The 18,972-nt window shown below is 61.1% G+C and carries 19 protein-coding genes; 1 reads left to right on the top strand and 18 read right to left on the bottom strand.

What is annotated here, in order from left to right:
• Positions 1-20: 20 nt before the first annotated feature.
• From KF814_10125 to KF814_10100, 6 genes are all read right to left on the bottom strand, one after another.
• Positions 21-962: a ribose-phosphate pyrophosphokinase gene (locus KF814_10125; GenBank protein MBX3236500.1), complete on the bottom strand. Its 942-nt coding sequence runs from the start codon at positions 960-962 to the stop codon at positions 21-23.
• Positions 963-1,185: 223 nt separating this feature from the next.
• The gene (gene ispE / locus KF814_10120; protein MBX3236499.1) at positions 1,186-2,088 is read right to left on the bottom strand and encodes a 4-(cytidine 5'-diphospho)-2-C-methyl-D-erythritol kinase; all 903 of its coding nucleotides are present in this window, start codon (positions 2,086-2,088) and stop codon (positions 1,186-1,188) included.
• Between the two features lie 21 nt (positions 2,089-2,109).
• Positions 2,110-3,489: a sigma-54-dependent Fis family transcriptional regulator gene (locus KF814_10115; GenBank protein ID MBX3236498.1), complete on the bottom strand. Its 1,380-nt coding sequence runs from the start codon at positions 3,487-3,489 to the stop codon at positions 2,110-2,112.
• The gene (locus tag KF814_10110; protein MBX3236497.1) at positions 3,474-5,168 is read right to left on the bottom strand and encodes a PAS domain S-box protein; all 1,695 of its coding nucleotides are present in this window, start codon (positions 5,166-5,168) and stop codon (positions 3,474-3,476) included. The genes KF814_10115 and KF814_10110 overlap by 16 nt, the downstream gene beginning before the upstream one ends.
• A 192-nt stretch (positions 5,169-5,360) precedes the next feature.
• Positions 5,361-6,575, bottom strand: a complete 1,215-nt coding sequence (locus KF814_10105) for a type II secretion system F family protein (protein ID MBX3236496.1) — start codon at positions 6,573-6,575, stop codon at positions 5,361-5,363.
• A 159-nt stretch (positions 6,576-6,734) separates the two neighbouring features.
• Positions 6,735-7,277 carry a CDP-alcohol phosphatidyltransferase family protein gene (locus tag KF814_10100; GenBank protein ID MBX3236495.1) on the bottom strand — a complete coding sequence of 181 codons (543 nt, stop codon included), beginning with the start codon at positions 7,275-7,277 and terminating at the stop codon, positions 6,735-6,737.
• A 173-nt stretch (positions 7,278-7,450) separates the two neighbouring features.
• Between KF814_10100 and KF814_10095 the strand changes: the two genes are divergently transcribed.
• Positions 7,451-7,771 (top strand): hypothetical protein, encoded by a 321-nt coding sequence (locus KF814_10095; protein ID MBX3236494.1) that lies wholly within the window; start codon positions 7,451-7,453, stop codon positions 7,769-7,771.
• On the opposite strand, the gene KF814_10090 is transcribed toward KF814_10095, so the two are convergent.
• The 12 genes from KF814_10090 to KF814_10035 form a co-directional block, all read right to left on the bottom strand.
• Positions 7,762-8,907: a serine hydrolase gene (locus KF814_10090; GenBank protein MBX3236493.1), complete on the bottom strand. Its 1,146-nt coding sequence runs from the start codon at positions 8,905-8,907 to the stop codon at positions 7,762-7,764. The two genes, KF814_10095 and KF814_10090, sit on opposite strands and share 10 nt — an antisense overlap.
• 114 nt (positions 8,908-9,021) lie before the next feature.
• Positions 9,022-9,531: a DivIVA domain-containing protein gene (locus tag KF814_10085; protein MBX3236492.1), complete on the bottom strand. Its 510-nt coding sequence runs from the start codon at positions 9,529-9,531 to the stop codon at positions 9,022-9,024.
• A 19-nt stretch (positions 9,532-9,550) separates the two neighbouring features.
• Positions 9,551-9,847, bottom strand: coding sequence for a YggT family protein (locus tag KF814_10080; GenBank protein ID MBX3236491.1), 297 nt, complete (start codon positions 9,845-9,847; stop codon positions 9,551-9,553).
• Positions 9,847-10,665: a pyrroline-5-carboxylate reductase gene (gene proC / locus KF814_10075; GenBank protein ID MBX3236490.1), complete on the bottom strand. Its 819-nt coding sequence runs from the start codon at positions 10,663-10,665 to the stop codon at positions 9,847-9,849. Before proC ends, KF814_10080 begins: the two co-directional genes overlap by 1 nt.
• Entirely contained in the window at positions 10,658-11,365 is a 708-nt protein-coding gene (locus tag KF814_10070; protein ID MBX3236489.1) for a YggS family pyridoxal phosphate-dependent enzyme, read from the bottom strand. Before KF814_10070 ends, proC begins: the two co-directional genes overlap by 8 nt.
• Positions 11,366-11,462: 97 nt before the next feature.
• Positions 11,463-12,197 (bottom strand): peptidoglycan editing factor PgeF, encoded by a 735-nt coding sequence (pgeF, locus tag KF814_10065; protein ID MBX3236488.1) that lies wholly within the window; start codon positions 12,195-12,197, stop codon positions 11,463-11,465.
• Positions 12,198-12,235: 38 nt separating this feature from the next.
• Positions 12,236-13,435: a cell division protein FtsZ gene (gene ftsZ / locus KF814_10060; GenBank protein MBX3236487.1), complete on the bottom strand. Its 1,200-nt coding sequence runs from the start codon at positions 13,433-13,435 to the stop codon at positions 12,236-12,238.
• 55 nt (positions 13,436-13,490) lie between these two features.
• The gene (ftsA, locus tag KF814_10055; protein ID MBX3236486.1) at positions 13,491-14,735 is read right to left on the bottom strand and encodes a cell division protein FtsA; all 1,245 of its coding nucleotides are present in this window, start codon (positions 14,733-14,735) and stop codon (positions 13,491-13,493) included.
• Positions 14,732-15,601 (bottom strand): FtsQ-type POTRA domain-containing protein, encoded by an 870-nt coding sequence (locus KF814_10050; GenBank protein MBX3236485.1) that lies wholly within the window; start codon positions 15,599-15,601, stop codon positions 14,732-14,734. Before KF814_10050 ends, ftsA begins: the two co-directional genes overlap by 4 nt.
• Before the next feature lie 4 nt (positions 15,602-15,605).
• Entirely contained in the window at positions 15,606-16,607 is a 1,002-nt protein-coding gene (locus KF814_10045) for a D-alanine--D-alanine ligase (GenBank protein ID MBX3236484.1), read from the bottom strand.
• A gap of 6 nt (positions 16,608-16,613) precedes the next feature.
• A complete protein-coding gene (gene murB / locus KF814_10040) occupies positions 16,614-17,564 on the bottom strand; it encodes a UDP-N-acetylmuramate dehydrogenase (GenBank protein ID MBX3236483.1) in 951 nt (316 codons plus the stop codon).
• A 4-nt stretch (positions 17,565-17,568) separates the two neighbouring features.
• Positions 17,569-18,957, bottom strand: a complete 1,389-nt coding sequence (locus tag KF814_10035) for a UDP-N-acetylmuramate--L-alanine ligase (GenBank protein MBX3236482.1) — start codon at positions 18,955-18,957, stop codon at positions 17,569-17,571.
• Positions 18,958-18,972 lie beyond the last annotated feature (15 nt).

The following is an 18,972-nucleotide window of genomic DNA, read 5'->3' as shown; positions in this document are numbered from 1 at the left end:
CGTCGCGCCATGCGGACGGACTACACGAACAACGAACTCACCGATTCATCTTCATGGATGCGCCGGATGGCTTCTCCCAGCAGGGGCGCCACGGACAATACATGCAACTTCGGACACTTTATTTCCTTGCCGCGCAAGGGAATGGAATCAGTCACCACGACCTGCGTGAGACAGGAATTCTGCAAGCGTTCCAGTGCCGGGCCGGACAAGACACCGTGCGTACAACCGGCCCAAACTTCACGGGCTCCCTTGTCGAAGCAAGCCTGCGCGCCTTGGACGATCGTGCCGGCGGTATCGATCATGTCGTCGAGCAACAACGCGCTCTTGCCCTGCACGTCGCCGATGATGTTCATCACCTGGGCTTGGTTCGGCCCCTCTCGACGTTTGTCGATGATGGCCAAATTCGCCTGCAACCGTTTGGCGAAGGCCCGCGCCCGCTCCACGCCGCCGGCATCGGGCGACACCACCACGAGATCCTCGATTTTGCGCTTGGTGATGTAGTCCATCAGGACCGGCAACGCATACAGGTGATCAACTGGAATATTGAAGAAACCTTGAATCTGGCTCGCGTGCAAATCCATCGTGAGCACCCGGTCGGCACCGGCCGTGGTCACAAGATCCGCCACCAACTTCGCGGAGATCGGCACACGTGGCTGGTCCTTACGATCCTGCCTGGCGTAGCCGAAGTAGGGAATGACGGCGGTAATACGATTGGCCGACGAGCGCTTCAGCGCGTCGATCATGATCAGCATTTCCATGATCGAATCGTTGACCGGCGAGCAACAGGATTGGCTCACAAAAACATCGGCACCGCGCACGTTTTCATCGATCCTGATGCGGATTTCGCCGTCGCTGAACGACGAGACCGTGGCGCAACCGAGCGGAATCCCCAAATACTTACAGATATCCTGCGCAAGCGCAAGATTGGCGCTGCCCGAGAAGAGCTTCAGTTCCCTATTCATTCCACCCCTCAGACGCGGTACGTGGCGATGCCGGTGTTCAGAGATTACAGATCGAATTCGTTCAAAACGGCGGGCACGGACGACCCCTCACGGGAATCCCGATGACCTCGTACTGTTGTCAGGACAAGAGGATGCCTACCGAAGCACAGAACAATAGCGAAAACCTTGAGAAGTTGTCAACAAGTCGTGCAGAGGAGGGGAAGCGGAGAGAGACACCGGCCTGTCAACCGGAAGTCACCTGGATGCCCTTGTCGCAGGTTGGGACAACGAAGACTTTCATGCCGGGACGATTACCCCAGGATGCAGCCGCACCCCCCGCCGTTGCCTGCTCGGCAAAGACCCCGAACACGGTGGCTCCGCTGCCCGATAACAACGCTGCCTCGGCACCATGGGTCAGGAGATGCCGCTTAATCTCGCCCAAGACCGGATGGGCTTCAAATACGGGAGGCTCAAAGTCGTTCTCGGCAAGCAGGCTCAGGCTTTCCCAAGCAACCGCGGCTCCGGACGCAAGGTGCTTCATGGTGTCCGACACAGGCCTCACTGCGCCTCTTGTGGAGGAAAGCTGCTGATACGCCCACTTGGTTTCCACCGGAAACCCGGGATTCACCAACACGATCCAGCGATGCCCCGACAGCCGGATCGGCTGAACCACTTCACCCCGGCCGGTCACACAGGCCGAAGGCGCCACGAAAAAGAACGGCACGTCGCTACCCAGTTGTGCCCCTACTTCACTCATCAGGCCCAGTGACCAGCCCAGGCTTAACGCCCGATCCAAACCTATCATTGTGGCGGCGGCATCGCTGCTGCCCCCACCCAACCCGGCGCCCATCGGAATTCGCTTGGTCAGTCGAATCGACACGTCGGCACGCTGTCCCGATCGGTCCAACACCAGCCGGGCGGCGCGATGAACGAGGTTCGATTGATCCACTGCCAGGCCCGGTTGATCACAGGAAAGATCGATCCGCCCGGTCCCGCCCGGTCGAACTTGAATGGCCAGGTCGTCTTCCAGACCGACGGTCTGCATGACGGACCAGACCGCATGAAAGCCGTCCGGCCGGCGTTCGAGCACGCGGAGAATGGGATTGATCTTGGCGGGAGCCTGAACTACCAGGTTGGTCGCTGTCACTCGCAGACTACAGGAACGGCGCTAATCCCGGCCTCCTTTGATTTCATACTTTTCGAGGCGGTACCGGAACGATCGGGTATTCAGCCGCAACAACCGTGCGGCCCGTTTCTTGACCCACTGGCTGCGCTCCAAGGCCTTCAGCAGCAGATCCTTTTCGATGGAGTTGATGAGCCCTTCCAGATCCAACCCGTCTTCCGGCAGATCGGTCGGGAGCGCTTGCTGTGTGCTCACCGGCTTGTGCAACCATCCGCGAATATCCGCATCCGTCACCGACGATCCCGTGGTGAAGGCCACGACGCGTTCGATCACGTTTTCCAGTTCTCGAACGTTTCCCCGCCATTCATGCGCCAACAGGACACGCATGGCCTCCTGGCTCATCGTCGGAACTGGTTTACCACTTTCCTTGGCAAATTTCTCCAAGAAATGTTGCGACAGAAGGGGAATGTCGCCCGACCGCATTCGCAACGGCGGGAGGCGGATCGGAATGACGTCCAGCCGATAGTACAGGTCTTCACGGAACGCTCCTTCGGCCACGGCTTTTTCCAGATCCCGGTTGGTCGCAGCAATGATCCGCACATCCACCTTGACGTCCTGCGTACCACCCACCCGACGAAATTCGCGTTCCTGGATCACCCGGAGCAGCTTCACCTGTATGGCGGGCGTCGTGTCGCCGATTTCGTCCAGAAAGATCGTGCCGCCGTTCGCCACCTCGAACAGTCCGGCCTTGTTCGACACGGCCCCCGTGAACGAACCCTTCATGTGCCCGAACAGCTCGCTCTCCAGCAGCGTTTCCGGTACCGCACTGCAATTGACGGTCACGAACGGCATCTGCGCGCGGGCACTGTTGTAATGGATCGCCCGCGCCACCAGTTCCTTACCGGTACCGCTCTCTCCGCCGATCAGCACGTTGCTCTTGGAGTCGGCGACCTTCTTGATGACCTCGTAGACCTTCTGCATCGCCTCGCTTTGGCCGATGATCTGGGAAAAAGACGAGTGGCTCGCCATCTCCCGCTTGAGCAGCATGTTCTCGGTGGAGAGGCGGCGGCGCTCGAGGGCGTTGCGGATGATGAGCTGCACTTCATCCACTTGGAACGGCTTGGTGAGATAGTCATAGGCGCCGTGCTTCATCGCTTCGACGGCGGAATCGGCCGAGGCAAACGCCGTAATCATGAGCACCACGGTCTCGGGAGACGCGGCCTTGACGGCCTTCAACACCTCGAGCCCACCGATCTTCGGCATCCGCAGGTCGGTAATGACAAGGTCAAAGATTTCCTTCTGAAGATTCGCGATCGCCTCTTCGCCGTCGGCCGCGACCGTGACGGCGTACCCCGCCCGCTTCAGCATGATGCTGAGCACGTCCCGCAAGCTCTGTTCGTCATCGACGACTAAAATCTTTTCCACGGTTCCCTTCCCTCATGCCACAAACGCACGCCGTTCTCCGTCGACTGCGGCAGACACACGACAAAGCGCGCGCCCTTGCCGACGTCGCTTTCCACCTTGACCCACCCACCGTGCAGATCCACGATGCGGTGCACCTGGGCCAATCCCAGCCCCGAGCCTTCTCTCTTGGTCGTGAAAAACGGAAGAAAAATCTTGTCGAAGTTCTGCTTGGGAATACCTTCGCCAGTATCTTGAAAGGAAATTTCGATCACATCCGAGCGCCGTCCGCCCACGTCGATTCTCCTGAAACCGGTCCCGATCGTCAGCGTGCCGCCGTCGGGCATCGCATCGAAGGCGTTGGTCGCCAAATTCCAGAAGACCTGCCGCAGTTGATCTTGATCCACGGGCGCCTTCATAGAATCCGGCGCGATCGTCGTTGCGATCTTGATGCGTTTCCTCGACCTGGCTTCATGTTGGATCAGATCGAGCGTATCGGCAAGGACTTTGTTCAAATCATGCTCGATCAACTGCAGGGCCGGAGGCCTGGCGTACTGAAGAAATTCCGTGATGATGTTGTCTAGGCGCTTGGCTTCACGGATGGCGATATCCATCAGACGCTGACTGGTCTCGTCCGATCCGACATCCTTGCGCAACATCTGCATGGCGCCGGCCAGGGCGCCCAGCGGGTTACGAATCTCATGCGCCATCCCCGCCGACATCTCTCCGAGATTGGCGAGCCAATCTTTACGCCGCATCTCCTCTTCCATATCCCGGATTTGGGTCAGGTCCTTGAAGACCCCGACCAACCCGGTCTGCCGTCCCTGCTCATGCAGCGGCGACACGGTCATGCCCAGCACCAGGCGAGTGCCGTCCGCACGCTTGCACTCCACCTCAAATCGCACGGGCGCCAGCGAGGTCAACGTCGCTTCTTCCGACGGTTCACTCGGGTGCCAATTGAAGACCTCCCGCCACGATCGGCCCTTCACCTGGGCGAAGTCGTAGCCGGTCGCCTCCTGCGCGGCCGGGTTGAACGACGTGATGCGGCCGGCCTCATCGGTCGTAAACACCCCGCTGCTGATGCTCTGCACGATGTTCTCGTGAAAGACTTGAAGCCGCGTCAGCCCCTGTTCCTTCTCGCGCAGCGATTGGTCGGCATGGCGCAACTGATCGGCCAAGACACCGCTCAGCAGCCCCACCACCATAAAGGCCAATCCATAGACGCCGAAGGTCTGCAGCGTTTCGGCCGCCGTGAGCTTGCTCGGCGCCAACCACCCGAGCGACTGGAAAAACCCGAAGTATTGCGCCGCCGTGACGACACCAAAGAGCAGGGTGCAGCCGCTGCCCGTCACGAGGCCGACCCGCCGGCGTGGAACCAGGCTGGCGACGGTCACGGTGATGACATAGAGAACGGCGAAGGGGCTTTCGATACCGCCCGTGCGAGCCACCAAAATCGTCTCGAGCGCGAAGTCCATTCCGACCTGCGCCCAGGTAAAAAGGGTCAGGTTCGGTTGGGAAGACAGGGTACGCAAGAGAAAGGCATAGGCGATCGTAATGACATACGTAAAGATGATCAGGGCATAGAAGGTGGGAACGACTTCGCCCCTGGTCACCTGAAAGGCGAGCGACAGACCCAGCAGCAGGGTCACGACGAGGACCCGCAGTCCCATGAGCCAATTCAATCTGGTTTTCAATTCATCCATGGAGACTCATGCCGCACACGAAGCAGGCGCGGACGTGGGATCGGAAATGCCGAAGATCATGCCGGCTCGGCCCCGTACAGATAGCTTGTGGATGGGAGGGAACCATGGAGGGCTCTGTGCCCCGATGGATGGGCGGAAGCGAGCCGGATCGCACGATCCGGCCCGTACGCCCTTGAGATGCCCGGTCGACGCTTAGCCGATGGCCTGCGCCATGGTGAAGATCGGCAAATACATCGCGATGACGATGAATCCGATGATGGTCCCGAGGATAACCATCATCATCGGCTCCAACAACGACGTCAGGGCCGCCACCGCCTGGTCGACCTCGTCTTCATAAAAGTCCGCAATCTTCCCCAACATCGCGTCGAGCGCGCCGGTCGATTCGCCAACGGCAATCATGTGGGTCACCATCTTGGGGAATACTTGGCTTTTGGCCAGGGGCTCCGAGATGGTTTTGCCGCCGCTGATGCTGATTCGGGCGTTCATCAGCGCTTCCTCGAGGACCTTGTTTCCCGACGTCTTCGCGCAGATGCTCAACCCTTCGAGCAGCGGCACGCCGCTGGTGATCAGGGTCCCGAGCGTCCGGGTGAACTTCGCGACCGAGGCCTTTCGGATCAGGTCTCCGACGACCGGTGTCTTCAGCAGCAAGCGGTCGATGAAGATGCGGCCTTTGGTCGTCCCATAATATTTCTTAATCCCGATGACCGACGCAATGAACCCGCCGAGCATGAGGTACCAGAAGCTCTGGAAAAAGTTGCTGATATCGATGACGAGCTGTGTCGGACCAGGCAAGCCCATCTTGCCTTGCGACATTTCGGCGAACATCTTGGCGAAAATCGGGATGACCCACACCATCAAGACGCTGATGACGATCACGGCCACACCGATGATCGCGGTCGGGTACACCATGGCCGACTTGATCTGGGCCTTCAGCTTCATCGCTTTTTCGATGTGTTTGGCGAGACGAGTCAGAATGGTATCGAGCAACCCGCCGACTTCCCCGGCGTGGATCATGTTCACATACAGTTCGTCGAACACCTTGGGGTGCCTCTTCAACGCGTCGGAAAAAGTCGAGCCGGCCTCGACGCTGTTCTTCACCTCGCCGACGGTTTCCCGCAGCACCTTGTTTTCCGATTGCGTCGAAAGAATGTCGAGACATTGGATCAACGGCAACCCGGCGTTGATCATGGTGCCGAACTGCCGAGTGAACACCACGAGGTCCTTGTCGGTCAGGCCGCTGCCGAGTTTCAGCGAAAACTTGCCCTTCCCGGATTTTTCCTCGAGGCTGGTGACCACCACATTTTGCTTGCGAAGTTGGTCGACGGCTTCTTCACGGGTTTTGGCGGTCAGTTCGCCTTTTTTTACGGCGCCCTGACGGGTTCGTCCGACGTATGCGAATGTGCTCATAAAATTCCTTGCGCTCCTCTGGACGCCTTGCAATACGCGTGCTTATGCGCCTTCGACCATGTTCGAAGTCTATAAGACGACCGAAAAACTGTCAAACGAATGCACCTTTCGCGCAGCGGCGGCTGAAGGTGCGAAACGCCTCAACTGGAGCGGAGAATCTCAGGCTTGGCTGGTAGTGACGTGGACGTAGCCGCGGTACAAATAATGAAGCCCGGACATCAAGGTGACACCGCCCATGGCATAAAGGAGCGGATCGAGAGTGGCGAGATCATAGCGGCGGGAGGCGAAGAACACGACGGCCACCAGCGTCGTCAATTGCACTAGGGTCGTCCCCTTGCCCAAGGCCGTGGGCGAGATGTCCACCCTCGTCTCGGTAAACTGGGCGACCGCGGTTCCCAGCATCAAGATCAAGTCGCGGCTCGCCACGAGAATGGTGACCCACAGGGGAACAAGATGCATGACCGAGAGGGTGATGAAGCCGGTCGTGAGCATGAGCTTGTCGGCCAGAGGATCAAGGACCTCGCCCAGCCTGGTCCGTTGATTGGCAACGCGTGCGATCGTGCCGTCCAGGGCGTCGGTCAGCCCCGCAATGAACAGTACCGCCAGCGCGTAGTCGAACTGCTCGTAATTCAACAGCCCCACGTACACCGGAATCAGAAGAATCCGGAGAATCGTCAGGCTATTGGGAACATTCATGTTCATCGACGCGGAACGGCCTCATGTGCTGATCAAGCACGTACGACAGAGCTGCGGAGGAAAGCGCATCATAGAAAGGCCTGCAGAACCTTGTCAACGACGGTTGCACTCCGACCGGCAGGTCCCTATAATCTGGCCCTCATGCGCGCCGGCGGGCGGCGCGAATCATGGAGGTAGGCATGAGTTCCCTCCCGCTTCTGTTCAAGAAAGAGGGCCTGGTCGAGCGACACCAGATCGAAGGGATCGATCCCAGCGATCGGTATTTCAACCGTGCGGTGCTGGTAAATCGCGTCGCAGGCGGTTACATGGGAAAAGTGACCTACGAGGCACTGGCGGTCGAAGGGTCGGCCCATCCGACGGCGGCAGAGGCAGTCAAGTCTGTCGTGGACCGGTTGCAGGGTCTCGGCTTTACGCGGCTCCGCTCGCGCCCCAATTTCAAAGGTAGTCGGTACCTGGCGGAGAAGGAAACCTGGACCGATTACGCGGATCTTCAATCCTGATCCCCCGCTGACAATCCCAGCAATTCCTGACAGACCAGATCGTGAATCTTCGGGCGGAACTCCCGGATCCGCTCGTTGCGCCTGGTCGGATGCACGCGGTTCGACAGCAGCACGACTTCGAGTTCCCGGCTGGGATCAACCCAAAGCGACGTCCCCGTATAGCCCAGGTGGCCGAACGAACCGGCCGAGAATTTCGTGCCGGATGAAGACGGAGCCGTGGGAGTATCCCACCCCAATGCCCAACTCGAATCAGGCACTGTCTGCCGCGCGACGAACTGCCTGACCAGCTGCGGCTCCAAGAGCCCGGGCTTCCCGCGGTAGCCGTCCATCCAGAGCTGCGACACCGCCAACACCGCTCCGGCCGTACCAAACAATCCGGCGTGACCGGCGACGCCTCCAAGCGCACAGGCGTTTTCATCGTGGACTTCGCCGCAAAGCAACCTCCCTCGCCATGGATCGAGTTCCGTCGGCGCAATGGTCATCGGCCTCCCAATCCCGAATAGACTCCGTTCCGACCACTGCTGGGGCAAATATCCGATCGGGGACACGGCAGCCGGTCGATAGATGCGCGCTTCGCAAAATCGATCCAGAGACTGACCGGTCAATCGCTCCACCACCATCCCCAACAACATGAACCCGAGATCACTATAGAGACTCCTTGCCCCGGTGTCATAAATGAAGCCCTCGTTGCGAATATAGTCGAGCACGGCCAGACGGGCGGCGGGACTGCCGAGGAATCCCGGTTCAGCGGCCTCCCGCTCCGCCACACGCTCATAGAATGGACGCCAGCCGGGCAGGCCGGAACTGTGCGTGAGCAGGTGCCGGATCCGCACGGCTCCAACTTGTGCCCCCAACAGCTCGGGCAGGACGGCATCGAGACGGGTCTCGAGATGGAGCGCTTCTTCCTGAACAAGCAGGAGCAGGGCTGTCGTGGTGGCGAGAACTTTGGTCAGGGAGGCCAAATCATAGACGGTGTCATTGGTCACCGCCGGACCGGGAGGATCGAGAGAAACCACTCCCGCTGCGCCTTCATATACCAGTACGCCCCGGAGCCTTACGGCAAGCACCGCTCCCGGAAACACACCGTCCGATGCGGCTGCCTGCATTGCGGCATCGAGCGTTCGCGAACCGGTCATGGAAAGGGCCTCAGACCCGGCGTGGGGATTCGAAGCAGGTGACTGGGACGATGGAAACCACTGGGCAGACCGTCGTCAATGGCCGAAGAGGCATCGAAACGGCGGTCGCGAAGATTATCGTGCAGAGCTCGATTCGCCGGCCAACTTGTCATCGGCCGCCGACTCCGCGTGAAAGACCTCGCTTTCCTCGACTTCCAGCATCCGCTCAAACGAACGCAAGGTGGAACGGAAGCGCTCGACCATCATGAGCCGCTGTTTCTGCAGATCCGACAAGTCTCGCTGCATGCCGGTCAACTCGACCCGCGCCTGACGAAGAATCTCGCTGGCCTTGAGTTCGGCCTCCTTGATGATCAAGTCGGCCTCTCGCTGGGCCGAACGTTTGACGTCTTCCGCAAGGGATTGCGCCGACACCAACGTATTGGACAGCGTCGTCTCCGTCCGCTTCAGATCGGCGAGCTGCTGTTCGGTCACGGCCATCTTCTCACGCAAGGATGCGTTGTCGCGATTCAAGTTCTCGAACGTCAGGGCCAATTCTTCGAGAAAGCGGTTCACCTCATCCTTGTCGTAGCCCCGGAACTTGACCTGGAAGACCATCTGCTGAATGTCGATCGGGGTGATTTTCATGCGACACCTCTAGCCTTGGTTAGTGCATCCGGACGGCGATATCCCGCAGTGACTGAACGACGGCATATTGTAGAAATACGAGGATCAGGATGGCAATCATCGGCGAGAGATCGATCCCCATTCGCCAACCGATCAGGCGGCGGATCGGCGTGAGGACCGGCTCCGTGACCCGCTCGAGAAATTGCACGATGGGATTCCAGGGATCAGGGTTGACCCACGAGATCAACGCCCGGGCAATGATGACCCACATGTAGAGCCACAACACCGTATCCAGCACCGTCGCGACCCCCTGCAGCACGTTTCCCATGACAAACATCAGCGTCCCAACTCCTGTGATCGTTTGGTGGCCGCCTCGACCGCCCCCATGAGGCAGCTTCTGAAGCCGCCCGCTTCCAATTGGTGCAAGCCCGCAATCGTCGTCCCTCCGGGGGACGCCACTTGATCCTTCAGCTTGGCCGGATGCTCGCCTCGCTCCAACACCAGTCGTGCCGCGCCAAACACCGTCTGTGCGGCCAACAGTTCTGCCGTCGCTCGTGGCAACCCCATCTTGACGCCGCCGTCGGCCAGCGCCTCGATCGCCACGAAGACGTAGGCAGGCCCGCTGCCGCTGAGACCGGTCACGGCATCCATCAGCCGTTCTTCAACCGTGACCACACGCCCGACTGCCGCGAAGAGATGTTGCACGGCAGCCGCATCATCCGAACTCAAGTCGCCCTGATAGGCCAGGGCAGTGACCCCTTCACGGACCAGCGCCGGCGTATTCGGCATGGCCCGCACGATTCCGCGCGGAGCCGTCACTTTGGACTTGATCCATTCCGTCGTCACCCCGGCCGCGATCGAGACCACCAACTTGCCGGCCATCGAGGCACCAACCTCAGCCAGCACCGGCCCCATGACTTGCGGTTTCACGGCGAGCACGACCATATCCGCCTGTCGAACAGCTGCGACGTTCTGCTCACCGACCTGGATCCCGAACCGTGACTTGAGCAGGTCCCGCCTGGCCGGGGCCGGATCGGTAGCCCAAATCGCTTCGGGCTGACTCGCTTGCGAAGCCAGCAGGCCGCCGATGAGCGCCTCAGCCATTTGGCCGCCGCCCAAAAATGCCAGCGATCGGTTCTTCCCTGCCCTAGACATGACGCGCTCCAAAAATCGCCGTTCCAACCCGCACGTAGGTCGCCCCCTCTTCAATGGCTACTTCATAGTCTTGGGACATTCCCATCGAAAGCTCGAGCATATTAATGTTCCGGAATTGCCCCCCTGTCAATGCTCGTCCGAGTTCGCGGAGCCGCCGAAAGTAGGGCCGGGCATCCTCCGGGGTCGGCGTCGGCGGGGGAATCGCCATGAGACCGCGGACTTCAAGGTGGGCCAGCCGGTCCAGCACCGGCAAGACGGTCGGAAGGTCCGTGGGATCAAATCCCCCTTTACTGGCCTCTCCTCCGAGGTTGATTTCCAGCAAGACCCGCTGGCAGATCCCCGCCTCGGCGGCACGCCGGTCGATTTCCTCAGCCAATGCCAGGCTATCGACGGAGTGGATCGTATGAAATCGGCCGACGACGGCCTTAACCTTCCGGCGCTGCAGTGTCCCGATGAAATGCCAGGTCACATCCGGACAGCCGAGTTGCTCGATCTTCGGCAGGGCTTCCTGCAGTCTGTTTTCTCCAAAATGCCGCACCCCGGCCTGCCAGGCGTCACGAAGCCGCTCCACCGGAGCGGTCTTTGACGCGGCAATCAGGCGGACCAAAGCCGGCGGACGACCTGATCGCTCGGCGGCCCGGTGGATTCGCTCCAGCACCACCTTGACCTGCCGCTCGATCGCTACGACATCCCCGTCCATCCCGCCACCAGTCGGGCACAATCCTATTCCTCGCCGACGGACTCGATTGCCGCCGTCCGAACCCACGAGCAGCTGCACACCAGCGCTCAGGCCACGGCTATCGCGGCGCCGTCAGCACGATCCCGCTGACCATCGTCGCCTTGACGGCCCCCTCGCGGCGGTAGCTGTAGAACAGGTCCGGGTGGCAAATCGTGCAGGCATTCACGGTTGTGACTTGCTCGGCCCGCAGGCCGTCCGCCATGACCTGCCGCCGAACGAAGTCGCGGAGATTCAGATGGGCCTTGGCATTGCCAACCGGCCGCACGACGGTTTCCCAGTCGGAGAAGGCTTCGCGCAGCCGAGCCAGCACCGGCTCGTCGACTTCATAACAGCAAGGCCCGGCGGAAGGGCCGATGGCCATGCGCAGAGCCTCGAAGCGCACGCCGAAGCGATCCGCCATCAGGGCGATCGTTTTCGGCACGATGCCCGCCACCGCGCCACGCCATCCGGCATGGATGGCTGCGACGACACGGCTGGTCGGATCATGCAACAGCACCGGCACACAATCCGCGGTGCGAACCGTGACCATGACCCCGGGCTGATTCGTCACGAGCGCGTCCCAACCCCCCTCGAACGTCTCTTCTTCTCTCACCGGCCGATCCACCACGAGGACATCAGTGCCGTGGACCTGCTTGACCGACACGACCACATTGGCCCTTCGGCCCCCCTGATTGCCGGCCGGCTGAGAACGACCCGGCGTCACCTGCAGGGACGATCCCCGAGTGCCGAAGAAATGCTCCACGCCTTGCCTGCTCGTCGCGAACGACGGCAGTGTGATATGCGCCGAGGCCATGTTGCGTTGCTGCTCCTGCCCGCTCTTTCAGCGGAGGGTTAGTCCGCCTGCTTTCTCAAAAACGTCGGCACATCCCACTCGTCGTCGCCCAGCACCGCCACACGTTCGGCCGCTTCTCTTGTATCACCCATCCGGCGCAGGAAAGTCGGGCGATCCAGATCCTTGTGCGGCCGCTCCATCCCGGAAGAATGCACCCCGGCTAGGACTTGTTGGCCGGTTCGGGCGGGAGCGGGCTTGGCCGCCGGACGTTCTGCCGCGACGGGACGTGCAGCCGGTTGTTCCTCTCGCTCGAAACCGGTGGCGATGACGGTGACCACCAAATCGTCGCCGATCTCAGGGTTGATGACCTGGCCCACGATGATGTTGGCTTCCGAGTCCGCCGCCCGTTGCACGATCGACGCGGCTTCCTCGACTTCATGCAGCGACATGTTGGGGCCGCCGGTAATGTTCAGCAACACCCCGCGGGCGCCTTCCACGCTGCCTTCTTCCAACAGCGGGCTGCAAATCGCTTGATTGGCCGCTTCCTGCGCGCGGTTTGCGCCACGGGCCATGCCCATGCCCATCACCGCTCGTCCTGTGTGGGCCATGATCGTCCGCACATCGGCAAAGTCCACATTGACCAGACCGGTCGTCGTGATGACATCGGCGATGCCCTGGATCGCTTGGCGAAGGACATCATCGGCCACCTTGAATGCGTCGAGCAGCGGAGTCGCCTTATCCACGATGCCCAACAGACGCTGATTGGGAATGATCAGCAAGGTGTCGACATGCCGCTTCAAATCCCGAATGCCTTCCTCCGCGTGGCTCATGCGCCGATGCCCCTCGTATTGGAAAGGCTTGGTCACGACCGCCACCGTGAGAATGCCCAACTCCCGAGCGATGCTCGCGACGATCGGCGCGGCGCCGGTGCCGGTCCCGCCACCCATGCCGGCCGTGACGAACACCATATCGGCGCCCGACAAACTCTCCCTGATCGCATCCTTGCTCTCCAACGCCGCATCTCGTCCCACCTCCGGCTTGGCGCCGGCTCCGAGACCGCGGGTCCGTTCCGGTCCGATCTGAATTTTGTAGGCCGCATGGGAGCGTTCCAACGCCTGCACGTCGGTGTTCGCGGCGACAAAATCCACGCGGCAGAGGCCGCCGGTAATCATGGTATTGATGGCGTTGCACCCGGCCCCTCCAACGCCGATCACTTTGATGCGAACGGGTGACTGGGGTTCCTCCTGGAATGAAAACATCGTGACACCTCCCTTTGACGATGTCGCGTACCCGGCATCATGCCGACCGCGAAAGTTAGAAGAACTCAAACATCCACGAGCGCATACGATCGAACACCTTCCCAAATCCTTTGCCGTGGCGGATTCCCGCCGTCTCCAGTTCTTCGGCATGCTGCCGCGCATGCAGCAGGAGGCCGACGCCGGTGGCATGCATCGGATTGCTGACGATGTCGCGCAATCCGCCGATTCCCGTCGGAACCCCGCGCCGCGCCGGCAGGTTCAAGACCCGCTCCGCCGCATCGGGCATGCCTTCCAGCAAAGACGTACCGCCGGTGATGACTACTCCGGCGCCCAGCATTCCCTCGTATCCGGCCCGCACAATTTCACGTTTGACTAAATCAAACATTTCCTCGACGCGCGGCTCGAGAATCTCGGCGATGTCCCGGCGAGAAAACTGCCGGGGCGGCCGATCTCCCACCGACGGCACTTCCACGGTCTGATGGCCGTGGATCAAATCGGTGCGCGCGATCCCGTGCTGGACCTTGATCCTTTCCGCGTCGGTCTGCGACGTGAGCAAACCGATCGCCAAATCTTTCGTCAGGTTCTGTCCGCCGATCGGCAGGACCGCCGTGTGGCGAATGCTGCCGTCGAGAAAGATCGCCAGGTCGGTGGTGCCGCCGCCGAGATCGACCATCGCCACACCGAGCTCGCGTTCTTCCGCACTGAGCACCGCTTCACTGCTGGCGAGCGGCTGCAAGATGATATCGACGACATCAAGACCGGCCCGATTGACGCTCTTGATAATGTTCTGTGCGGAGGTCACCGCGCCTGTGATCACGTGGACATTCACCTCAAGGCGAGTACCGGACATCCCGAGCGGTTCGCGAACCCCTTCCTGATCGTCGACCATGAATTCGCGCGGCAGCACGTGCAGAATGCGTCGCTCGTGCGGGATGACGGCGAGTGTCCGCGCGCTCTCCACGGCGCGGCTGATGTCTTCCCGCGTGACCTCCTGTTTTTTGAGGGCCACGACCCCCTTGAGGTTCTCTCCGGAAATATGGCTTCCCGCGATCCCCGTATAGACCGAATTGATCTGCACGGCTGCCATGAGTTCCGCTTCCTCCACGGCCTTCTTGATCGACTCCACCGTACTTTCGATGTTCACTACCACACCCTTGCGCAGACCGCGCGAGGGACAGGAGCCGACCCCGATGATGTTCAGCGGCCCTTCCTCTGGCACTTCCGCAACAATGGCGCAAATCTTCGTGGTCCCGATGTCCAGACCGACCAAGATGTGATCTCTCTTCGGCACTCGCCTCACCCCCTTCCCCTTACAATGACGCGGTCGGCAAACCGCAGATCGATCTCGCTTGCCCGCGCGCCCTCGCCGTCAAACGCCACGTCCCGCAATGCGGGCCGCATTTTCAAGAAGCGTTGCCACTGCTGATCCATCGACGATTCGCTGAACTGAAAGGTCACGCCCTGCACGGACACCACGAGATTGTTCAGGTTATGTACGTCGATGTCGGGCCGCCCTCCCGTCGTTTGCCCCACCATCTTTGCCAGCATGGCACCCACGGCAACCGCCTTACGCTCCTCCGACCGGCCCTGCACCAATCCTTTGCCGTCTACACCGGAGAGGATCGGCAGCGCGGGATCATCGGTGGAGCCGATTCGGGCCAGCAGATATCCGTCGGCATCCGCCAACAAATTCTCCGAAATGGTTCGGACGACGACCGCCGGCACGCGCTCTTTCACTTCAATGTGCACTTCGTGTAGCGGCTTGAGCGTCACCGTCGCGTCTTTGATCCATGGATGCGTCCGCAGTCGCTCGGCCAACCAGGTCGGGTTGACGGAATACAGAGTGGTGTCCGGCTTGAGGGCCAATCGGCCGATGACTTCTTTTCGCGTCACATGATTGAGTCCCTCGACCGACACGGACCGCACCAGGAACCACTCCCTCGTCATCGGGCCCAATTCGCGCGCTAACACGAACAGTCCCGAACAGCCGCCGACCAAGACGGTGATCGTGGCCACGACCCGCAACGTGATCAACATGCCGTGGCCGAATCGCGCCCATGCGCTTTGCCCATCCTTGCCGCGATGTCGATCCCCCGCGGCCTCCAAACGCGCGTTGGCCCGAGGGCTCAACTTGTCCTTGTTCGCGCGTTTGAACTTCCAGGCCATCCCGTCACCTCACCGTTCGAAACGGTCCCACCCCGCTACGCTGCAGCGCCGATTGCAGAATCCGCTCGGTCAACGCGTCGTACGAAATCCCCGCCTTTGCGGCCGCCATCGGCAACAAACTCGTTTCCGTCATGCCCGGCACCGTGTTGATCTCCAACACATACGGCTTACCTTTGGGCGTAATCCGAAAGTCGACGCGCGCGGCGCCCTGGCAACCCAGCACGCGAAACGTCGTGATGGCCAATTGGGTGATCAGTTTGGTGATCGGCTTTGACAGGGGCGCGGGACAGAGATATTGCGTGCGACCCTTTTGGTACTTGGCCGAAAAGTCGTAGAACCCATCCGGCGCCACGATTTCCACGGCAGGCAATCCGGCCACGGAGCCGTCCCGGGCTCCCAAGAGCGACAGGGTCACTTCATGGCCGGGAATGAATGCCTCGACCATCGCTTCCTCATCGTAGCGATGTGCAAGTTCCAGCGCCGCTTTCCATTGGGAGGGCTTGCGGACGATCGTGACGCCGATGGTGGAACCCTGGCTTGCGGGTTTTACAACGACCGGCAGTTTCAGCTTGGCTTGCGACAGGGTCCGAGTCAGTCCGGCGGAGGCCCCGCGCAGAACGACCGTACCGGCCGGTACCGGAATGCCGTAGACCGCCAATTGTGTCTTGGTCGCCACCTTATGCATGCCGATTGCGCTGGCTCGCACACCGGAACCCGTATAGGGAATGCCCACGGTTTCCAGAAACCCCTGGATCGCACCGTCTTCACCTCCCGGTCCATGAAGCGCCAGGAAAGCGATCTCCACCCTTTGATCCTGCAGGGTTTGATGGAGCGTCGGACCGACGTCGATGGCGACCGCGTCGTACCCGCTCCGCACCAGTGAGCGATGCACCGCGTCACCCGTCTTGAGCGACACCTCCCGCTCGGACGACTGCCCGCCCATTAAGACTCCGATTCTCGACTGCGTCAGGGGCTTGCGCGCTTGGCTTTCCATCTCACTCCCCATTCGTCCTCAGGCCGTTCCCACGACTTTCAATTCCAGTTCCAGCGTGACGCCCGTCTGCTTCTTCACCGCCGCCCGCACCTTCTTGATCAGGGCCAACACGTCTTGGGCCTTCGCCTGTCCCACGTTCACCATGAAGTTGGCGTGCTTCTCCGACACTTGGGCATCGCCGACCCTGGCCCCCTTCAACCCGGCGGCATCGACCAGTCGGCCGGCCGAGTCACCGGGAGGATTCTTGAACACGCAACCGGCGCTCGGTTGGGTCAGGGGCTGCGTGTCTTTCCGGTACTGCAGATAGTCTTTGACGACCTTGTCGATTTCCTCGTGCTTGCCGGGACGCAGCTGCACCCACACCCCCACCACAATGCCGGGCGGCAAATGGGCCCGCCGGTAGCTGAACGGGATCTCGGCGGCGGGGATCTCCAGGAGACGGCCTTTCGGGTCGACCATCTGCACCGCCTTCAATGAGTCTTTCATCTCGCCCAATCGAGTCCCGGCATTCATCACGACACAACCGGCGACGGTACCGGGGATGCCGGCGCCCCATTCAAGCCCCGCAAGGGAACGACGAATGGCGTACCCGATCAACGTCGGCATCCCGACGCCTCCCTCCGCATAGAGCACCTCGCCCGGTTCCTGCCTGATCGCCTTGAGTTTCGAGAGGCTGAGCACGATGCCGCGGATCCCGCCGTCGCGAATGAGAAGGTTCGTGCCGCCGACCACGAAAACCGGGACCTTCGCGGCTTTGGCCTGGGCCACGATGCGCTGCACATCCTCGACATCCGCCGGCTCGACCAGGACATCCGCAGGCCCCCCGATACGAAACGAGGTAAAAGGGCCCAAGGGCGCACCGAACGTAACGGCCCCGCGCACACCCGCGAGAATGCGCTCCCAGTCCTGACGACTTTGGCGCTGTTTGGACCGAGACGGTCTTGTTGCACCCGGCTCCTTTCCTCGCATGGCTTTACGCCGATGCCGGCAACCGTTCGAGAATCGCCATTCCAGTCTTCCAGATATCGCCCGCGCCCAACGTGATCACCAGATCGCCGGGTTTCAACGTTGGGAGCACCTGATCCACCAAACCATCCTTCCGCTCGACAAACGTCGCGGAGGGGTGTCCCGCCGCTCGCACGGCTTCCACCAGCTTTTCACCCGACACGCCTGGAATCGGCTGTTCGCCGGCCGCGTAAATCTCGGTCATGAACAGCGCGTCCGCCTGGTCGAACGCATGGGCGAACTCCTGCATCAAATCCCGGGAACGCGTGTAGCGATGGGGTTGAAACAGTACGACCACCCGCCGGTTCCATCCTTGTTTTGCAGCCGCGATCGTGGCCTTCACTTCGGTCGGATGATGCCCATAGTCATCGACAACCATGATCCCGGCTTTCTCACCCCGCAAGTGGAAGCGCCGTTCAACGCCCGTGAAGGCCGCCAGTCCCTTCCGAATGAGGTCGACCGGGATGTCCAGCTCCATGCCGATCGCAATCGCGACCAGCGAGTTCGACACATTGTGGATGCCGGGAATCGAGAGCCGGAACGGGCCAAGATTGCGCCCGCGGAAGAAGGCTCGAAACTCCGAGCCCCACTGCTTCAAGCTGATGTCCGTGGCGCGGAAGTCCGGCACCATGCCCGGCTGTTCGTTCAACCCGTAGGTCTGATACCGCTTCACGATGCGTGGGAAGAGATTCCGCAACCGCTCGTCATCCGCGCACAAGACCGCCAACCCATAAAACGGCACCTTGTTGATGAACTCGAGGAAGCAGTCGTTCAGCCGTTCCATCGAGCCGTAATGATCGAGATGCTCGCGATCCAGATTGGTAACGGCCACGATCGTCGGGGACAGCCGCAAAAACGACCCGTCGCTTTCGTCGGCTTCCGCCACGAGCAGGTCGCCGCGGCCCAAACGAGCATGACTGCCCAGCGCGTTGACCTTCCCGCCGATCACCATCGTGGGATCCAGCCCTCCCTGGGCCAGGACGTTCGCCACCATCGACGTCGTCGTCGTCTTGCCGTGGGCGCCGGCGATCGCCACGCCGAACTTCAATCGCATCAACTCCGCCAACATCTCGGCTCGCGGGATGACCGGGATCTGCCGCGCTTTGGCTGCGACGACCTCCGGGTTCGACGGCGACACCGCGGAGGAGATCACGACCACCTGCGCTTCGCCGATATTGGACTCGTGATGGCCGACGGCAATCCGTCCGCCGAGTTCCTCCAGTCGGCGGGTCGTTTCCGACTGGGCCAAGTCTGACCCGCTGACTTTGTAGCCGAGAGTCAGAAGCACCTCGGCAATGCCGCTCATCCCCGATCCCCCGATGCCCACCAAATGGATGTGTTGTGTTTTTCTAAACATTGCCGTCCGCCTCAA

Source organism: Nitrospiraceae bacterium, from assembly GCA_019637075.1.
Classification (GTDB): Bacteria; Nitrospirota; Nitrospiria; order Nitrospirales; family Nitrospiraceae; genus JAHBWI01.
The sequence above is the reverse complement of the archived record's forward strand: the minus strand, read 5'-3'. Positions and strand labels throughout refer to the sequence as shown.

Coding starts and splice junctions, on each gene's coding strand:
- KF814_10125 (MBX3236500.1), bottom strand. CDS start 962: ATGAATAGGGAACTGAAGCTCTTCTCGGGCAGCGCCAATCTTGCGCTT.
- KF814_10110 (MBX3236497.1), bottom strand. CDS start 5,168: ATGGATGAATTGAAAACCAGATTGAATTGGCTCATGGGACTGCGGGTC.
- KF814_10105 (MBX3236496.1), bottom strand. CDS start 6,575: ATGAGCACATTCGCATACGTCGGACGAACCCGTCAGGGCGCCGTAAAA.
- KF814_10100 (MBX3236495.1), bottom strand. CDS start 7,277: ATGAACATGAATGTTCCCAATAGCCTGACGATTCTCCGGATTCTTCTG.
- KF814_10095 (MBX3236494.1), top strand. CDS start 7,451: ATGAGTTCCCTCCCGCTTCTGTTCAAGAAAGAGGGCCTGGTCGAGCGA.
- KF814_10090 (MBX3236493.1), bottom strand. CDS start 8,907: ATGACCGGTTCGCGAACGCTCGATGCCGCAATGCAGGCAGCCGCATCG.
- KF814_10085 (MBX3236492.1), bottom strand. CDS start 9,531: ATGAAAATCACCCCGATCGACATTCAGCAGATGGTCTTCCAGGTCAAG.
- KF814_10080 (MBX3236491.1), bottom strand. CDS start 9,847: ATGTTTGTCATGGGAAACGTGCTGCAGGGGGTCGCGACGGTGCTGGAT.
- proC (MBX3236490.1), bottom strand. CDS start 10,665: ATGTCTAGGGCAGGGAAGAACCGATCGCTGGCATTTTTGGGCGGCGGC.
- KF814_10070 (MBX3236489.1), bottom strand. CDS start 11,365: ATGGACGGGGATGTCGTAGCGATCGAGCGGCAGGTCAAGGTGGTGCTG.
- pgeF (MBX3236488.1), bottom strand. CDS start 12,197: ATGGCCTCGGCGCATATCACACTGCCGTCGTTCGCGACGAGCAGGCAA.
- ftsZ (MBX3236487.1), bottom strand. CDS start 13,435: ATGTTTTCATTCCAGGAGGAACCCCAGTCACCCGTTCGCATCAAAGTG.
- KF814_10050 (MBX3236485.1), bottom strand. CDS start 15,601: ATGGCCTGGAAGTTCAAACGCGCGAACAAGGACAAGTTGAGCCCTCGG.
- KF814_10045 (MBX3236484.1), bottom strand. CDS start 16,607: ATGGGGAGTGAGATGGAAAGCCAAGCGCGCAAGCCCCTGACGCAGTCG.
- murB (MBX3236483.1), bottom strand. CDS start 17,564: ATGCGAGGAAAGGAGCCGGGTGCAACAAGACCGTCTCGGTCCAAACAG.
- KF814_10035 (MBX3236482.1), bottom strand. CDS start 18,957: ATGTTTAGAAAAACACAACACATCCATTTGGTGGGCATCGGGGGATCG.